General features: G+C 40.6%; 9 protein-coding genes and 5 pseudogenes. 7 read left to right on the forward strand and 7 right to left on the reverse strand.

The window, feature by feature from the left end; all coding sequences use genetic code 11:
- On the reverse strand, window positions 1-2,959 hold a 2,959-nt coding region (locus HFU86_RS18760; protein ID WP_187129895.1), incomplete at its 3' end, for a SpvB/TcaC N-terminal domain-containing protein.
- 47 nt (window positions 2,960-3,006) lie between these two features.
- Window positions 3,007-8,901, reverse strand: coding sequence for a neuraminidase-like domain-containing protein (locus tag HFU86_RS18765; protein WP_132497314.1), 5,895 nt, complete (start codon window positions 8,899-8,901; stop codon window positions 3,007-3,009).
- A 414-nt stretch (window positions 8,902-9,315) separates the two neighbouring features.
- Between HFU86_RS18765 and HFU86_RS19840 the strand changes: the two are divergent.
- Window positions 9,316-9,438 (forward strand): annotated as a pseudogene (locus HFU86_RS19840) (recombinase family protein); the annotation flags it as partial.
- A 116-nt stretch (window positions 9,439-9,554) separates the two neighbouring features.
- On the opposite strand, the pseudogene HFU86_RS18775 reads toward HFU86_RS19840, so the two are convergent.
- From HFU86_RS18775 to HFU86_RS18790, 4 genes and pseudogenes are all read right to left on the reverse strand, one after another.
- Window positions 9,555-9,665, reverse strand: a pseudogene (locus HFU86_RS18775) (IS6 family transposase); the annotation flags it as partial.
- Between the two features lie 321 nt (window positions 9,666-9,986).
- Window positions 9,987-10,773 (reverse strand): annotated as a pseudogene (locus tag HFU86_RS20340) (IS91 family transposase); the annotation flags it as partial.
- 195 nt (window positions 10,774-10,968) lie between these two features.
- The gene (locus HFU86_RS18785; protein WP_132497316.1) at window positions 10,969-12,465 is read right to left on the reverse strand and encodes an MFS transporter; all 1,497 of its coding nucleotides are present in this window, start codon (window positions 12,463-12,465) and stop codon (window positions 10,969-10,971) included.
- Window positions 12,466-12,622: 157 nt separating this feature from the next.
- Window positions 12,623-13,825, reverse strand: a complete 1,203-nt coding sequence (locus tag HFU86_RS18790; RefSeq protein WP_187129896.1) for an IS256 family transposase — start codon at window positions 13,823-13,825, stop codon at window positions 12,623-12,625.
- 530 nt (window positions 13,826-14,355) lie between these two features.
- On the opposite strand from HFU86_RS18790, the gene HFU86_RS18795 reads away from it, so the two are divergent.
- From HFU86_RS18795 to HFU86_RS18820, 6 genes and pseudogenes are all read left to right on the forward strand, one after another.
- Window positions 14,356-14,652 carry a helix-turn-helix domain-containing protein gene (locus HFU86_RS18795; protein WP_187129897.1) on the forward strand — a complete coding sequence of 99 codons (297 nt, stop codon included), beginning with the start codon at window positions 14,356-14,358 and terminating at the stop codon, window positions 14,650-14,652.
- Between the two features lie 275 nt (window positions 14,653-14,927).
- Window positions 14,928-15,333: pseudogene (locus tag HFU86_RS18800) on the forward strand (transposase); the annotation flags it as partial.
- Window positions 15,334-15,913: 580 nt separating this feature from the next.
- Window positions 15,914-16,303, forward strand: coding sequence for a cytochrome b562 (gene cybC / locus HFU86_RS18805; protein WP_132497338.1), 390 nt, complete (start codon window positions 15,914-15,916; stop codon window positions 16,301-16,303).
- 221 nt (window positions 16,304-16,524) lie between these two features.
- Entirely contained in the window at window positions 16,525-17,070 is a 546-nt protein-coding gene (locus HFU86_RS18810; protein WP_132497339.1) for an Ail/Lom family outer membrane beta-barrel protein, read from the forward strand.
- Between the two features lie 94 nt (window positions 17,071-17,164).
- Window positions 17,165-17,530, forward strand: a complete 366-nt coding sequence (locus tag HFU86_RS18815; protein WP_187129898.1) for a hypothetical protein — start codon at window positions 17,165-17,167, stop codon at window positions 17,528-17,530.
- 76 nt (window positions 17,531-17,606) lie between these two features.
- On the forward strand, window positions 17,607-17,768 hold the full coding sequence (locus HFU86_RS18820) for a hypothetical protein (RefSeq protein ID WP_187129899.1): 162 nt from the start codon (window positions 17,607-17,609) through the stop codon (window positions 17,766-17,768).
- A gap of 541 nt (window positions 17,769-18,309) precedes the next feature.
- Here the strand turns inward: HFU86_RS18820 and HFU86_RS19845 are convergent.
- Window positions 18,310-18,722, reverse strand: a pseudogene (locus tag HFU86_RS19845) (DDE-type integrase/transposase/recombinase); the annotation flags it as partial.
- Window positions 18,723-18,786 lie beyond the last annotated feature (64 nt).

Genomic DNA, 18,786 nt, shown 5'->3' on the forward strand with positions numbered 1-18,786 from the left:
TGGCCATCAATAAACCATCAGGTAAGGTATCAGGATACAAACGAATATCGTTTAATTCCCGACGAGGGTAGAAAATATTGACCTGCTTAAGGGGGTGCCCGTAACTATCACTGCTCAATAATATTTGCTGGCTACACTGAGGATCATTAATCATTCGCTCGTAAGTGTATGTACGACTTTCCACAACAACAGGCCACACGACGGGGTAGATGCCATCAGCAGAGAGTATTCTCACTTGTGGGCGCATTTCTGTCACAGTGTAGGGGATATCAGCCAAACTGCTACCATCAGCCCCAAAACACTCACGACGTAGCAACATCCCTTTCATTCCACGATTAAGCCAGAATGCGATATCTTTATTTGGAATAGTATATACTCGTTCATCATTCCCGCTGCTGATGGTGAAACGAGGCTTAAATCCGGTGAATGCTTGGATATCTCCCCGCCAATATTCCTCTGATAATCGATTATCGACACTCGGTAACCCCGTCGCATACCAACTCTTCGTTATCGTGGGCATACAAATATCGCTGGAAGTCTCTGAGTCAACAGACACATCTGTATCTCTGAGCTCCACAAATCCAAATCCGAGAAATTCTTTCTCACGGCCATCCCACACCCCATGTCGATAAAGGATTGTACTGGTTAGTTGGTTCCCCGTGATCTCATCCGTGATTGAGGTATAAGCTAACGCGTGCAAAGCAAAAGGAAGTCGGCAGATTGGTTGAGGTTTTCCTGCTGCTACAGCCTCAGCTTTCTCATCTAGCCAGAACTGAGTAGAACTGCGATAATGCAGAGAGTGTTTTGCCCCCATGTTATTGTTCATCTCGCTGATTAAGCCTGATTTTTTTTCAGAGAAATGACACACCCAATGACGCGGAGAAGGAATAGTCGTTGTCAATACTAGACTTGCCATTCCTAACCCTTGAATATCTGCGACCTGTAAACTGCAATTGTGATCATAATAAATCCCTTCCGGTAATGGCACGATGAAAGGTTCGGCAAAAAAATTGCCACTTTGGTTACAATAAATCAGTAAATGGTCACTCAGTGCATAAATCAAGTCGATAGTCCCTGAACCATCAATATCAGCAAAAAAAAGCTGGTTAGGATCAAATGACTCAGTCGGCTGGCTAAAACCAGGAATACGCACCGGGGAAGCAAACAGACCATGACCAATATTCGGCCAATAACGTACGCCCTCTGCACGAACTTCAACTAAATGTTGCTGCCCACTCCCCACCACATCACTGAATGCCACTAATACTCGAGCATCTGTGCTAGGTACTGGTAATGTAATTCCCGCAGACTGTGCAACTGACCGGGCTTTTTTCCACCCCTCCCCAGTTCCACTGTATATTCTCATGCTTTTCGGTCCGATAAGGACGATATCCGTTAAACCTGCTCCTGTAATATCCGCCAATAACGATTGAGGGTGTCCCGATTCAGTCGGTATGGCTAATAGCGGTGTAAAATTCTTCCATTCACGCTCTTGAGTACGTTCATAATACCCTGCGATACCCTGCGTAAGCATTATCCATTCAAGATAGCCATCGCCATTAAAATCGATCAACGCCCCTCCCTCTCGGGTCACTGGAATATTGGATAAAAGTGTTGGATTTCCCCACGTGATCGCATCTGAATTATCCCCAACAAGACGCTCTGGCGCCCTATACCACCAAGCATTACTGTCCTGAAACAAGATCCCCGGGAGCCCCTCACCATTGAGATCAACCATCTGATAGGATTGGAATGGATTCTGATTAGCCAGATCTTCCCGTACTTGCCAAGTGATATCGTCAACATCAGGTTTGGAAAACGTCTGCCACTCCAAATTCACGGGAGGTAAAGCGCATAATGTTCCATCCGGTTCATAGCCCACCTGCTGTATCGTTTTAAGCATGGAAAATGAGGAGGTAAGCGTATACTCTAATAATAATCGGGAAATCAATTGTGGCGGTGTTTGTGTTTGCATCACTTCCTTTTCTGCTAAGGCAGAAATAAAATGATACATTAAAAATTGTCGACAAAGGCGACGAGTACGAATTTCAAAGCCGTATTCCCAACCCGAAAAAAAATCCTCTCGACATACCCAGTCCCCTTGTCCTGGCATTAACCAGCTTGGCATGGTAAGAATATCTGTTTCTCGCTCGCCATAATCCGCGACAAGGAGAAATAACCAATCATTGATAGAAGGCGGGCTCATTACAGCAGGAAGTCTTCGACTCGCTTTTCGATTACCATACCAGACGGCGGATAAATAACGCTGAGCTACTGTCGGATGATTCTCCTTTTCCCAATCATCACAATTTTCATCATTCTCAGTTTGATACTGATAATAAATTTGTTCCCCAGTCGCTGAAACAGAGGATTCAATCAGCCATTCAGCTGTCTTAACCGGATTATCCGAATGGCAAAGGCGAGCTTGAATGTGTCTCCCTAACAGATGAAGCGAACCATCGGGCGAATATAATACCCAGAAGTCGCGATTATTTTTATCTTGTGATACCCAATATTCCACGCGACTAAAGTCACTTTCTACTCTAGAGCGGTAAACATGAACCGAATACGTTTCCCCCAAGCTCTCATTTAATAGCGTACTGGTTTGGCGTATTTCTGCACTACCGTCAGCACGTAATGCAGGAACGAGCACCTCGCCATCAGGTCCAGTAAATTCATCGCTATCCTGATAAGTAGGGACTCCTCGATGAGTTCGTCGGCGTATCGTGAGTAAATTGATATTCCATCCCATTCCAAATGGTCCATTACCAGCTCGGCTATGATAACTTAATGAAAGAGACGGTGCATACCCACGCCCCGTACTAATGGGTAAGGGGAGAGTCAGTGTCGCGGCTCCATCGGACCCAGCAGCAGCCATACTTCCCTTCAATCCGCTAATAGTCCCACCACTTTTAGGCAGCGATGGTGCATCCAGTACAATACTGTCTGAATGTTGCATAAATAAACCTCCATAGCCCCCGGTTAGGGGGCTAAACAGTCAAATCATTATTGAATGGTGTAACGGATATGTAAAATAATATCACTCAAGCTCAGTATCAGTGCTTTTTGGGCGCTGGTTGCATCAGGAAAACTCAACGTAAACGTTCCTGAATCATCAACCGGTATTCCTTCAAAAGGGAGCCAGCGACTATCATTAAAGTCTAATTGAAATAACCCACTGTCATTCATACCGTGAGAGACGGCAATACTACTGCATCCTCGAGGAACATGGAGACTTCCCTCGTAACGGAGGACACACCGAACATCTTGATATGGACCAAGTAAGGCTGGTAAGGTTAAGCTAACCTGCTTGATTCGGCGTGTCTGACCAAGGTCATGAGGATAGTCATTGGTTATCTTCAAATCTGACAATGTGAAACTAAACGTCAATTCATTTTGGTTTAATTCTAACCATGAAGGGTTGCCTTCCTGATTAGATGATAGAGGGTCGACTTTTTGCTTGATTGCCCCGATAAACGCCTCTCGACTTCGAGGTAGCAATTCGGCAAGACTCTGTGTTCGTGTCACTTCTTTCGCTCGCTCGTCCTTACTCAAAAAAGCGTGCTCCATTTGAGTCAGGTTCAGCATTAGCGTTTCTCCTGCCAATAAACCGGCGTAATTATCCCGCCAGGCACCCGGTCGAATAAAATTCGCTTGTACCTTTGCACCAAGTGACCATTTATAGGCTTCCTGAGCCATTAAACAACGTGAAAGAGCTAAATCATAGAATTGATAATATACCGAGGCGAGTTTTCCCCTTAACCAGCTGTATAGTGCGGTATTGGTAAACTTATTTTTCAAAAAAGCATATTGAGCTAACGTCTGTGAATACTGTGTACTCAAGTATTTTTTTTGTAGTTCGGCCGCCTCTCTACGCGCTTTCAGACCGTTCAATTGTGCCTTTATCTGATTACTTTCCGCCTCTGCAACTTTCTGCTGAATATCCCATTCTTCACTACGTCGGCGATAAACCTCTGATTGACCAATACTCTCAGCCTTAATGCGAGCGACATCCGAAAGTATCTGTAAATTAAGTGCATTGCTTGTAATTGGAGCGGCGAAATCAGAGCCCCCAACCGCCATACCTACTATATTAGGTGTAAGTGCTGAAATACCCGCAACCGTGTGTAATACAGTACTGCTACTATTCAGTACTGCAGATGAGAGAGAAAGTGCCATTGCCTTTTTCTCTGAAGCACTGATCCCTTCTTCATTCAACTTTTTGTAATGATTTAACCGTGCTTCGGCTCCTTTTTGATTCTCATTCATGGCGTTGATATCTGCTGTAATTTCAGCGATATTCTTATCCTGTAATGCAATGCTTTGACGCATCAATTCGGCACCTTGGTTTTGCATCAATAGAGACAACGCATCGGCATCCTGCTGAGCATATATACTGAGTAAAGTACTGCCAAACTGCATTAACTGATTAACCACACTCTTGGCACTATCGAGAATAACGGGGAAACGGTAAAGTGGCATTACTGAGGATGGTAGCGAACGGCTAGTCCCAGCGCTATTTTGCGCCGAGCTTAACAATGCTACGGGATTATAAGGATTCGCATATGTTGGTAAAGATAATGGATGACCATCCAGAGACAAATTATGTCGAAGGTTATACAATCGGTGCTGTAACGTCTCCCTATAACCTTGTAATTTTTCATTCATTTGTGGCAAGAACAACGTTGTTAGTGAGTTGGCACTCAATACAGTTGGCGATATCTCACCAGAATTAAGTGACTGCAATAACTGCCGAACGGTTGTTTGTGTCGTTTTGTCTGCTGCATCCCGTAATTTTGGGTTGCTCCATTGAGTCTCGAACACTTGACTTGGCGCGTCACGCAGAAGCTCCATTGCTTGAACATAATACATTTTTGCTTCATTGAGAGAATCACGCTCTTGCTTACGATAAGCCGCATCCCCTCTTGCGGTCAGTAAATCAAGGTATCCCATAAACGTGACGACTTTGTAATGCATGGGATCGGCTTGTGCGATAGCATCAGGGTCAACGGAGTCCAAGGGATTTGTATTCCAATCAATTTCTTCTTCTAATGGACGAACATTCCATGTATATAGAGCACGCTGACCATTGACGATATAACCTTCGGGACTCCAAATGTATTTTATCCATCGCGTCGCTTCAGCAAATTGGGCTTCCTGTAATAACCGATAAAAAATCATCATAGGGATATAATAAAACATTTCCCAAAAATACAAGGCATTCGCACTATTGAAATCGACATCAGGTAAATGCTGGGACTCCATTGATAACACATGGTCAATCCCTTGATTTACCCTAGTTGTTAATTTTTTGGCGAACAAAGAGTTGATTCTGATCTTGTATTGACCGTATTGTAAATATTGCTGTCCCTTTTCAGGCTGAACTAATCCGATAGTAGAAAACACCGAGTTATCTACACGGTTCAGATTTATCGTACACGTATACCCCGTTTTTTTCCCGCCTTTTGGATACTCATAGACCATCGAGAGTATGAGTGATATTTGCTCACCATTCAGCATTTCAGGCAAAATCCCAATTTTTTTATTTTTAAATTCAGCAATAATGCCGGAACCCCCAGAGCGATTCTCTTTAGCGATTGTCTGAAATTCTGCTATCTGGTTAAGATGCCCATCTCCATTTCTGTATTTGATAATAAAGGTGCTTTTAACCTCTGGATTCCCATCGGATCTGAAATTAACATATGGTAATTTCATGGTACTGGTTATGTTTAAGGATATATCCCCATTCTCGTTTACTTGCTGATTAATACTAATTGAAGGTGAAGTCTCGACCTGGAAAGGGGGCCCTATTTGAGGCATCTTATTGGGGATAAGGTTACCCTCTATTTGATAAACATATGCTGCATCGTGGAATGTCATATTAACACTATCAATATTGGTAGGGCCGTCGATGATTTTGCGAATTCGCTTCAAAATTGAGGAGGATTCTGGCGCCTCTTTCTGTATCTCTCCCTGCGTGGTTATGCTAATGAAAATGCGTTCATTATTTCCACTGTTCTTGTTATACAAGTAAAAATACAATGTCCCATCACTATCATGCCGAGCACAATACATCCCTATCTGATGAGCATCTTTCTTTAACGTCTCTGATAGGCCATTTTTCATATCCAAGCCTATTTCCACAGGGGCACTCCAAGAACCATCATGCTGAATATGCGCATATTTAAGAGTAGCCTGAATAGTACTGTTTTTATCCTCAGTGTTATTTTTATCTTGGAGTTGATAGACTTGACTATCGACCCAGACAAGATACAACCGATCATGAAAGATGACAGGTCGGATCAAATTTTTTGTCACTGTAATGCCCATGTCTATTTTTACCCACTCAGTCCACGCATTTGCAGGGATATGACCGTCTTTCATTTTTCCTATATCCACTGAACGCCAGTAATACTGACCTGAAGCAGAACGGCTAAGAAGATAAGTTAATCCCTTTTTGTCATCTATCTCATCATGATAGGCATGAATAATCTCTAAATTAGCAATATCCTCAAAACGAGTCAGGTAGGTTTTAAAAGCCGCCGCCACCGACTCTTCAGTTAACTGACTTTGGCTGAGCGTTTGTAACATCTCATCCATCATACTGGTTTGCCCCACTCGAAACGTTGGTTCGATGTAATTTTCAGGGTAATACGCTAACAATGATGCCCCGTACCAAGCGCTATAACTCTTATTATATTTATCCCAATTGATAAAAAATGGGCGTTCTCGAACGGCAATACTCACCAGACTAGACTGATCAGACAAAGCCTGATTAATATATAATTGAATGCTCGCAATCGCTTCTGATATATAAGTCGTTTTGACGTGAGCTGATACCTGATTATCCAGTAGCAACCAGCTATACAGTTTGTCACGATTATCGACTAGCTTCATGCCATTACCCCAAATATCACTGAAATGGTCTAAGGCAAATGCGGTCAGAATGGCGCTATACTCTTCATTCAATGCGGTATCCAGAAGTATTATTTGATGCTCAGTTAATCCTGACTTCAATTCATTAGCGACATCGCTCCAATTGTTTGGATATTCACTGGATATTAATGCCAACAATTTTCCTAGTCCTTCAGGTTTCATTCCCAACTGAGTTGCAGTTTCAATCCACTGTAATGCACTCTCAATACAAGCCCAGCTCAACGGAGAATCATTAATGGTTCCATTTTGAGTTAAAGCTTGACTCATCACATGGTGGGGAATGTGCATGACCGTCTCAATCAAGGAAATGTCTAATGTGCCGTGACCTAATGCATTCAGGATTTCAGGTGCGAGCGTTCCCCATTGAGCAAGTCTCTGATGTAAGCTCGCCAATAAAATAATATTTTGCACATCGTGTTTTAAAAAAGATTCTCCTGAGCGTAATTTCTCAGTATTTTCTACAGAAAATAAGAGCTCGCTGGGTGTTAACTTTAAAGCTTGAGTAATCAAGACCAGTTGCCCTAATGTTTGGCAAAAAGTGATCGCCTCCAAACTCAGATTTGTATCAGGGTGCTGGACCAATTGCTTCACAAAAGTTTCTACACTCAATCCCCCAGGTTTTAACTGGTTAAGCCATAGAAGAATACCCCTAGCCATATCCGTAGAACCCAGTTGGTAACTAGCGGCAATCAATGGAGTTGCAGCATGAAAATACTCGGATTCATTATGGTTACTGAGACCATCTTTAAGGGTTTCCCATAACTCTTGAACTTGTGGTGACTCTTGCCCATTATGTTCCGATGTCGTCATTAAGTATAAGTCTAGAGGGCGCCATCCTTGAATACTTAGCCAATTTGATGTTTTATCAATATACTCAATAAATTGTAACCATTCCCCTAGAGAAATATCCTCTTTGTTTGTGATCCCCCCCTCAATTTGTGCTAGCAGCACAACTTCAGTTTCTGTGAGATGGTGATGCTTACCCAATCGGTTGATGGCCTCATTAAATTCATTCGCTTTCTTTGGGGGATTACATAATGCATTTGCCTCGGAGGCGCTAATTCGGTAACGTCGTATATAACGCAGTATATGCGCTAAAGAGACTAAGGTGTTCGGGGTAATATCTCGCTTACCTTCCGAGTCCCTCATTGATTGATCCATTTCTTCCAGCGTTAAGCCTGTTAGTTCACATAGACGTTCTAGTTTTTTGCCTGTATCGTCATTTGACTCAATAAGATACGCATAAAGTTCGGGAGAAATATTCGCCTCAAGAAAAAGCAGAGATTCAGTATCTTTAAACCAAGCGATGTTTTGTTTCCAACGAAAAATAGAAAAATCGGGATCCTTCAATAACAAACTTTGGCGAACAACATGATAGGATTCGTTTAAAATACAATCCTTCGATTTTTTGCTTGCACCTATCGCGTGTTTTAGAATCTGATTAGAAAGTGCCAATGTAGGTAATTCAGTATCCATAGCATCTTGGGACAACGGTAGATGCTCTAAATCTGGACGACGTTTATCTAAATGATAGGGTGAGTTTTTTGAATATAATTCTCTTGCTTCTCGGTATAATTCAGTTAGATAGGCCGCAGGTGAAAACATCGAAGAGACATCACCGGGTTTAACAAAATGACTTGCCCGTCCTCGTAAAAGTTTTTCATAACCCGATAAGTGTTCTGATTGATGAATGCCTAAAGAGGATATTTGAGCTAATTGTGGATTCGAACGACTTAAAATTCCGGCATCCGTCATCCGATTGTTTTTATCCTCCTGTTGCGCATTTTCCCAGAGATACTGTTGCTCACCATTATTTAATATTCCTTCACTTAACATTTTAACTTCTGAAAGAGACGTGCCCATAAAGTCGCTCAACGTAAGTTGCGGTGTATTCTCAGCGGCATTACTGTATAAATTGGCATTCGACGTATTTAACTTATTTAAAATATTATTAATATTATACATTTATATACTCCTATGACAGTGTGTTTGGCCCTGTCGGCTCCTCTCTATTAACAACACTGTTGTAAATAGTATGGTTAGATTGAGTTTTAGAACTATTGAAAAATTTGACGGACAAGAGCTTCTCTAGAATATGGAGCAATCCAATTTCATAAAAATTAAATGTTGCAACAGTTTCAGATATATCTCACTTAACAGGCTGGGTATCATTGATTTTATCTTTGCGATAAGATCAGCACCCATAGTGCTGTCTATATATACAGTATTATGATGAGATCGGGAAGGTCAAGATAAATTTTAGCTATCCGAATATGTTCGGTTTCGTACAGTGGTGATAAATAGTGTACGAAACTAAGCTTAATTAATTTCGTACACGTGTTATTATTCGGACATCTATTTCGGACGGATAATAACGTTATGTCACGAGTTTTTGCTTATTGCCGTGTATCAACACTGGAACAAAACACAGAAAACCAAAGAAGAGAAATTGAAGCGGCGGGTTTTAAAGTTGAGCCCTATCGAATTATTGAAGAGCAAATTAGGGCACTGTTGCAAATAAAGAAATGAAGTTGAGTTTTTCAGCTCAAAGTGGATTATAGGCCAAAAGCTCGGTTCACTAGACGCACTTCCCCTAAGGGATATCCGTAATAAAAATACTCAGCCAATATTTCCTGCAGCTCACGATAACTGATGCCGTACTTACAGTACCGGCGTACTGCCCACAGGATGATAATACCGGTGAAATGACGACCTTTAAATGCATTCATGAGGTAAGCTTCCGTAGCAGACTGGTTAACTTAGCATAATGAGTCATTCAAACTTTGCAACAGTGCTCCTTTATGTCCGCACCTGGTGAACCTTATAAACTTGAGCGGTATTTTTAACTGCCATTCCTAACCACAGGTTTTTCACTAGGTCGGTTAGCCGTTAATATCATCCATAATCAGTATTCATAAAACCATATAACTCATTACTTTAAAATAATAACTATACCTCGAAGGGGTGTTGCTTGGTCGTCATCGCCCAGGTGATTTTGGCCAGTTTGTTTGCCAGAGAGTAGGTCACTACGAAATTATTTTCCCGCTCATTCCGCTGTAGTGTTTCAATTGAGAGGCTGAGATAGGTAGCCGTTTTAGATAACGACCCGGATATTTCACATTGCGCCAAGCGCCTCGGGTCTTCTGGCAAAATTCACTTTCCAATAACGTTGAAACTGGGCATTGAGGTAACGGCACCAGGTCGGATGTGTCCGAAGCCCGGCAATGTGTTGGGTTGGAGTTGAAAATAGCTGTCTCGAAGGAGCTGAATGACCACATTACGCCAGACCTTTTCGACGCTTTTTTTTGAAAAAATTGGTTTCCAGGTGTCATATTCAGTGAGTCCGTCTTGGGTGACAGATAAATGAAGGTGTGGATGTTAATTGAGTTGGCAACCATCGGTATGTAAGGAACAACAAATACCAATTTCGAGCCCAAGCTGCCTGGTGTGTTTGAACATGGCACGAGTGGTGCAGTGAAAAAATTGATTAAGTAAGGACCCGTTATTGTTGCAGAAAGGTCACAGCAGATGGGGCATCGTGAGGGTGATATGTTGCCATTCGAAATCTGGAAAAATATGGTGTTGTTTTGCGATCCATTGTTCGGTGCCTTTGAGACCACACGCACTGCAGGCTTTGGATTTACAGGTTTGACAAGAGAAACGGGAGTGTGCGCATTCAGGATAATAACAGCAATTACGGCGAACGCCCATAGCACAGGTGCTACAGGCGAGCATCTTTTCAACAGAGAATAGTTGCTATTCATCGACGGGATTGTTATCAATAAAGCGATTCCATTCGTCGTCATATTGAAATAACAGTTTTGCAGGTCTAAGAATATACGTAGAACAGCTCTGCCGCGATGCTCACGCCAAAGGCGCGCTTATGTTCTGAGTAGGGGACTATCTGGGTGACTGGATAGCCCTACTCAACCACTACCCCTATTTGCAATAGTGCCCTTTGGGCTTAAATGTTTAACGGTAATGACATTGAAGTAGAATATCACCTTTAGCCTGGTGGATAAATTAACTTTATTATTCTTTATGAGTAGGTTTTTCACGTAAATAACAGGGCAAAATAAATAAACTAATTGCCAAAATCACTAAAATAGTCATCATCACGATTAAAAATGCCTCATTAAATGCCAGAGCTGTTTGATTAATTAAGGTGATAGCATGTTCTGGTGATAATTGTTCGGAAATGAATAAAGCGTCATCAATACTATTATAAACTTGGCTGTGAGTTTTAAGATAATCTGGGAGTATAAGTGTTAACGTATACATAAGATTAATTAGTCCTCCCATAAGTGTCACACCGAGAATGCTACCCATTTCGTAAGTAATTTCCTCTATTGATGCCGCCATTCCTGCTTTTTCATCTGGAGCATTTAGCATCACGGTACTTGAGGCAACAGTCAACAGCATGCCAAATCCAAAACCAATACTCCATAAGAAGAGCCACAGCAAAATACCTGTCGATATTTGATAAATAGATGCTAAGCCAGCTATCCCGACAAACATACATGATAAGCCAAGTATCGTAAATTTATCCTCACTTAATCGATTCAAAAAGGCACCAGTGATAGGGGCTGAGCTAATAGATGCAATGGAAATAGGAAGTAGGTAAAGAGCAGCTTGAAACGGAGTTTTACCCATAACCAATTGTAACCATTGGCTCAGGAGTAGCTGGATACCAACAACTACCATCACCGACAACATTGCTATCGCTATTCCTGAGCTAAATTTAGCTTGATGAAAGAGGGTAAAATCAATCAAGGGTGATGTTGTACGCATTTGTCGATGTTTAAAAATGAGCACAAAACACACACCGATAATACCTGAAATTAAAACTATTATGCCGCTAGTTTGTGGTTTACTGAGTTCTTTTAATCCATAAAGAATACCAATTAATCCCACTAAGACAAAAATAGGATCCCATAGTGTAATTTTTTTTAGCTTCTGCCCTGTGCTTTGTGGGAGCATGATGTAAGCCAATGGGATTATTAATAAAATAATGGGGACATTGATAAGGAAAATAAAACCCCACCAATAATATTTAAGTATGAACCCGCCAATTAATGGGCCAATTGCAGCCCCACTTGATGCAACTGCAGACCAGATACCTATTGCTAATGCTCTTTCTTTCGGACTTAAAAACAATTGTCTGACAATGGCTAACGTTGCAGGCATACTCATTGCAGCTCCTATAGCTAGAAAAGCGCGAGAGAAAGTTAAACTCATTGCTGTTGGTGAGAACGCGGCACAAAGGGACGCAATACCAAATAATGGGAGCCCCAATAAAAACATTTTTTTATGTCCAACTTTATCGCTGAGCGCCCCTGTTAATGGTAATAAGCCAGCAACAAAAAGGGGGTAAGCATTCATAATCCAGAGTTTTTCTGATGGGGTAGCTTTAAGCGCATAAGTTAGCTGAGGTAATGCAGTATAAAGAATAGTGACATCAATGACTATAAGGAATAAGACACTTGATATCAACGATAATACGAACCAACGTTTATAACAGCCATACATAATATTATCTCATAATTTTGTAAGATATCATTCATTGATGTTGATACCTTGATATATATCCATACGGAGGTATTTAAACTGAAAGGGGCTAAATGAAGCATTAACGAAAAATTTATAAGGAGGGCGTTCAGAATTCTGTGTCACGTTAATTTAATAATTACAACGTTATCACATTATCGAGACGCCCTTCAAAATATATCGATAACTGGGATAGAGCTAGATTCCAATTTTGGATTGGCATCGTCCACTTCTCCTGTGCATTAAGTAATCCAAGATACAGCAATTTTAATAGACTATTTTCGTTGGGGAATGCCCCTTTGGTTTTCGTCAGCTTACGGAACTGACGGTGTACAGATTCGATAGCATTTGTTGTGTAAATAACCTTGCGGATGCTCTCGGGGTAACGGAAGTAAGCGGATAAATTGTCCCATTTCCGGCGCCAGCTTTGGATAACGACAGGATATTGCTGCCCCCATTTAGTATCCAACTCATCCAATGCGGTTTCTGCCGCTTCCTTTGAGACGGCTCGATAAACAGGCTTAAGGTCTGCCATAAACGCTTTATTGTGTTTTGAGGCTACATATTTGATTGAGTTGCGGATTTGGTGAATGACGCACAACTGAACTTCCGTTTGAGGATAGATACTGTTAATTGCATCAGGGAAGCCTGTCAGCCCATCAACGCAGGCAATCAGAATATCTTTTAGCCCCCGATTTTGCAGGTCAGTCAGCACACTAAGCCCAAAATTAGCACCTTCACTTTCAGAGAGATACAGACCAAGTACGTCTTTTTTGCCCTCTAAATTGAGGGCGAGAACAGTGTAAACTGCTTTGCTCACATAGCGCCCGTCTTCTTTCACTTTGTAGTGAATGGCATCCAGCCAGATAAAGGGATAAAGCGCCTCTAGTGGTCTCTGTTGCCACTGCTTAAGTTCAGGGATAACTTTATCAGTCACCGCGCTAATCGTGGCAGCTGATACGCTGAATGCATACAAATCTTCAATTTCTCGGCTAATATCCGTGTAGCTCATACCAAGGGCAAAAAGACGTGTGATCTTGTGTTCAATCTCATTAGATAGCGTTGTTTGGTGTTTTTTCACCAATTGCGGTTCGAAAGAGCCATTGCGATCGCGTGGAGTTGCTAGCTCAAAGTTACCTGTTGGGGTTTTAATCGTCTTTTTGGTAGCTCCATTTCGACGATTAGCTTCAATGTCATTGAGCAAATGAGAATCTAATTCAGCGGATAATGCGGCTTCAGTTAGCTGTTTAATCAATGGGGTCAGGATACCGTCTTTACCAGTTAAAGCCTGCCCCTCTTGAAGTGCTTTTAGGGCTTTATCAAAATCGAAAGGTTGTGTCATCAGTCATTCCTTTTTGAGGTAGTTTACCGGAATGACACAGAATTTCTAACACTCCCAATTTCACCATAGTTTTTCGTAATGAATAACATCTAAAAAATAGATGTTATTCATTTTTAGTATTAAACTCTCCTCATGTATATTTACTTTTATTGAAGTGATGCATATAAGGAATTGACAACGCTATTTAGAAGCATAACCTTTTAGGTCTATAAATTTAATATCAGACTTATCTAATATAGTAATAAACAATTTAACATTTATTAGATAGGGTTGCACTTGAATTATGTTAACATTCAGTTTTGACAGGGTATTTTAAATCTATTGGTTTAATTTAAAACATATAGAATAAAAGTATACATTAAGAAGTATTACCATATTCGAAATATATCATTTTTTATAGTTTGCGCTCAGTCATCTGTATACTCTTAATTTTATAATAAATACAGAGAAAATATTTAAATTGAAAAGCTTTTATATGATAAAATCAAATGATATTGAGATGAAATATTTTACCATTAGGAAGTAAAGTGATGAAAAATAGAGAAATAAATATTCGCTTTGGCATGTATGTACAATATATGCGGAAACATAAAGGGATCTCGGGTGCTGAATTTGCACGACGTTTAAACGTGAGTCAGCAGCAAGTATCCCGGTATGAGAAAGGTGTAACAACGGTTAATTTGCTTATGATGGAAAAAATCATTAACGCCTTAGAATTAAGATGGGATGAATTTATTCACCAGATTATTTATGCTGAATCACCTTCCTGGCTTCGAGTTCGGAGCCGCACAGTAGAGAGAAAGATACCGATGAACAATCAGCATTAAACTCATTCTTTTATTATAGAGAGTGATGGCGTATTTATTTCTAGTTGATTTTATTGATCTTAGAAGTAAACAGCATAAATATATTACTAGGTAAAGCAGAATATGAGCTGCTCGATTATTAATTTTCCAAAGCAATACTCAATTTAACTTTGAAAGGATGCAATTAAATAAATAGATTCAATATATGAGGTTCACTTCAAAGCTTTCAGCTTTGAAAAAAGCAGACTGGTTAACTTAGCATAATGAGTCATTCAAACTTTGCAACAGTGCCCCATAAAACGTTTATGGCAAACCTTAAGCCTGTTTACCGCGCGGTCTCAAAAGAAGCGGCAGAAACTGCATTGGATGAATTGAATGTTACATGGGGACAGCAATATCCCATCGTAATCCAAAGCTGGCGCCGAAAATGGGATAACTTATCCGCTTACTTCCGCTACCCCGAGAGCATTCGTAAGGTTATTTATACAACAAATGCGATTGAATCTGTCCACTGTCAGTTCCGTAAACTGACGAAAACCAAGGGGGCATTCCCCCAACGAAAATAGCCTATTAAAATTACTGTATCTTGGGTTGCTTAATGCTCAGGAAAAGTGGACAATGCCAATCTAAAATTGGAATCTAGCCCTGTCCCAGTTATCGATATATTTTGAAGGGCGTCTCGATAATGTGATAACGTTGTAATTATTAAATTAACGTGACACAGAATTCTGAACGCCCTCGTGAAATTTATTTCTAGTAAGAAAATCGCACACTTCCCTTGACGTAAGCTCATAGTTTGACTTATAAACCACTTTCAATGTTAACTAAAGAGAATGTAATAATTATAGTCACAAGCGTCCCACATTCCACACCGATACCCCTTAGTTTTTCCTTATTTGAATTACACATATCAGCTTAAACATTTATATCGTAACAGATGAGTTTTCTTACATCCCCCTAGGTTTTACATGTAAAATAGAGCCAGAAATGTAATGCCCTTGTAGAGGGACTTATTTGGAAATAACCGAATCCTTTCTTCGAAATAAACGCATTTACGTCACCAACCAAATCAACTAAAAGAACATTGTTTCATTTATTTTATGATTTATTCACTTAATCATCTTTCGGTAAACCCAGCTCATAACGGAGTATTCACCATGCCAGTAATTCAATATCACAATGTATCACTTCTCACCGTTTATTATGAGAATCATGACATATATTCCAGTAAAATAGACAGTCTCATCTTATTAAAATCACCTTATCTCAATTAGGTTACATTATGAAAAAAAAATTGTTGTCCTTCCTTCTGCTCATCGGATTCGCTCTCTCTTCCTCTCTGGCTATGGCCGCAAACTTATCTCATGACATGAAAACGCTAAATGGTACTCTGCGCGCCATCGAAAAATCCAATGATCCCAAACAACTCAAAAAGGCGCTACACACCATGCGTTCCGCAGCAAAGAATGCTCAGAAAAAAATCCCTCGTAAACTAAGACATCACCCTGACCTATCCCCTGAAATACAAAATTATCGCCATGCCTATGACATTTTAATTCAGCAAATTGACCACGCCTTGGTTTTAGTCGAACAAGACCAAATTGATGACGCTAAAAATATCATGAATGACATCAAAATAACTCGTAACATCTACCACAAAAAATACCGATAACACGCCGAAAAAACCAGAAATTCAGGTGTTTTCGGAATTTACGAATAATATCTATTGAATAAATGAGTCAATACCTTTTTTTTGTTTGGAAAGCATTTAATGTTAACCGGCTACAGTTTAGCGGAAATACATAGACCCATAGCAAATACGTGGAAAAGACACCTTCACCATACAAGTTTATTATAAATTATTACTAATACTATTAAAGAGATACATTCACCATGCACTTAAAAAAAACAGCAATCGCGATATTATTCACCGTTTCAACAGGTCTTTCAGCAGGGGCTGGCGCGACTGAAAACACGACTATCTCACTTGGTTTTGTAAATAGCCATGCAAAACTTAAAATTGATAACTTATCTCGCAGCGACAATCTTCATGGTCTAAATCTAAAATATCGGTATGAGTTTAATGACCGTTTCGGTGTAGTAACATCCGTTCTGCGTTCCAAAGTCATCTATAACATCAAAAATCAAGGTCAAAAAACAGGCAGTGCTGATGCCACCTATTATTCTTTGACCTCTGGGCCATCCTACCGTCTAAATCAATACGTTAGTACCTATGCATTGGCAGGTATCGGTCATGCTCGTTTTAACGGGAATATCGACCCATTTCATAAAACATTCACCCATAACGCGTTCACTGCAGGAACTGGTTTCCAATTTAACATCACTCAAAATGTGAGTTTAGATACCCATTATGAATATGCCCAATTCAAAAACCTTAAAATGAACACGTTCACTGCTGGTGTCGGTTACCGATTCTAAGCACTCTCTCACAACATCATCTCTCGGTCATTTCACTATCATCGTCATATTTAACAACTCACCGAGAGAAGAGAGTAACAGGAATTCTTTACACATGAAGCTCCCTTTATTATCTTGTCTATGCCTTACATTCTTGCTCATCGGATGCTCTTCTTATCAAAAACTGGAGGTGCCTACAGCACAGAGCACAGCCCCCCTCCCCCTTAAAGTAGGTGATACCATTCGATACCGTGTTAATCATGGTCCACTTCTGGAATCTCGTATTATTACACTTAATCATCATCAATTTACTGATAGCCAAGGCAAAACCGTATTATTATCACACATATCTGATCTCGAGAAAAAAAATATTTCTACCGGCAAGACCACTATGGCTATTGGGGCTAGTGGCCTTGTCGCCATCACGGTGATTGTCGGGCTTGCTGCCGCAGGACTCGCTGCTGCAATCGTCGGGGGGTAAAAAAAGCAAGGTCTCTGCTGATGCTGACTGAATACAGCGGTAGATAGCAACGCTGTCATCACTCTCGGAGACAACGATGGTGCTTACTTACATACTGAAGTTATGGAACAATCTGAATAAGTACGGTCGTAACTACTGGGTGGATATCGACAATAATATCGCGAAAAATGCTATGAGTTGCATCGCTGTTGGGACGGAAAACCTGGCTGTTCGTGAGCTGATGACAGGGGGAGATTAACGGGCAGCCATCCTATACTCATTAATCTGCTTCTGCCGGCTTAATGGTGTCGAAGCTGAAATATAGTTACAGTATGAGTCATATAGCTGACTGGCCAGCAAACAAGGCGTATGAGTTGCTTCCCTTAAAACTTAATATTACAATATCTAATGTCAATACGGTTAGAATGAGCGGCTTACTGATAACTAGGGAGTTCAGTTCAATTAAAACATTTACGAACCGTACATCTATAGATGTTGTAATTTCTTAGTAATTTTATGAAGTGATGGTTTCCATACAAGCATGCCAAGTTGTCCCTTGCAAAAACAAATCGTATAGCAGAGGTACCTGGGTAATCAATTTTACACGGCATTCCCTGTCTAATATGGTGGGGTTTACATGCCCATTAACCCGTCACAGATAACGCCTACAATAACATTAATGATAGCGAAAGGACCACTAACAGAGGGAGCAAATATTCTGTTCAATCTGATTCATATATCACTTAAACAGACATTTTTCGTAGTGATGGCGACCACCATTGTGAGCTTTATCAATCATGTTATGCGACCTTTTTTCTTTCGTCCGAAATCTGCAGCATAACATGATCGTTTAAGCCACCGTTATATTGATGAGGTCTAAGCTGGCTATAATACCTGATAATATATCATGTTATTTCTTGCTGTGCTTCTATGGAATTATGGCAACCTAAAATAGGTACCCATTCTGTCTTGAAACTTCGAAAGAATCGCTCCATCGGCGCATTATTGACGATTTGTATATGACTTCCTTGATCTCTGAATGAAACAGAGTATTTGTTGGCTTATCTCTTGATTTAAAAGTCATTGATAATGCCTTTCCTGTTAGTTGACTATCCGGTGAAAATGACATCGCCCAACCAATGGGCTTTCGAGCAAATAAATCCATCACAACAGCAAGATACATCCAGAGGTTACCTGACCAAAGTAGAGTAATAGGCAGCGCGTAGCCGGACTATTTTCCAGCCTTTCCGAACCGGACATGTACCTTTTAGCGCATT

It is taken from the genome of Providencia sp. JUb39 (genome assembly GCF_012272845.1).
Lineage (GTDB): Bacteria > Pseudomonadota > Gammaproteobacteria > Enterobacterales > Enterobacteriaceae > Providencia > Providencia lanzhouensis.

Excerpts from the sequence above, each read along its gene's own strand:
- HFU86_RS18765 (WP_132497314.1), bottom strand. The coding sequence starts at position 8,901 with ATGTATAATATTAATAATATTTTAAATAAGTTAAATACGTCGAATGCC.
- HFU86_RS18785 (WP_132497316.1), bottom strand. The coding sequence starts at position 12,465 with ATGTATGGCTGTTATAAACGTTGGTTCGTATTATCGTTGATATCAAGT.
- HFU86_RS18790 (WP_187129896.1), bottom strand. The coding sequence starts at position 13,825 with ATGACACAACCTTTCGATTTTGATAAAGCCCTAAAAGCACTTCAAGAG.
- HFU86_RS18795 (WP_187129897.1), top strand. The coding sequence starts at position 14,356 with ATGAAAAATAGAGAAATAAATATTCGCTTTGGCATGTATGTACAATAT.
- cybC (WP_132497338.1), top strand. The coding sequence starts at position 15,914 with ATGAAAAAAAAATTGTTGTCCTTCCTTCTGCTCATCGGATTCGCTCTC.
- HFU86_RS18810 (WP_132497339.1), top strand. The coding sequence starts at position 16,525 with ATGCACTTAAAAAAAACAGCAATCGCGATATTATTCACCGTTTCAACA.
- HFU86_RS18815 (WP_187129898.1), top strand. The coding sequence starts at position 17,165 with ATGAAGCTCCCTTTATTATCTTGTCTATGCCTTACATTCTTGCTCATC.
- HFU86_RS18820 (WP_187129899.1), top strand. The coding sequence starts at position 17,607 with ATGGTGCTTACTTACATACTGAAGTTATGGAACAATCTGAATAAGTAC.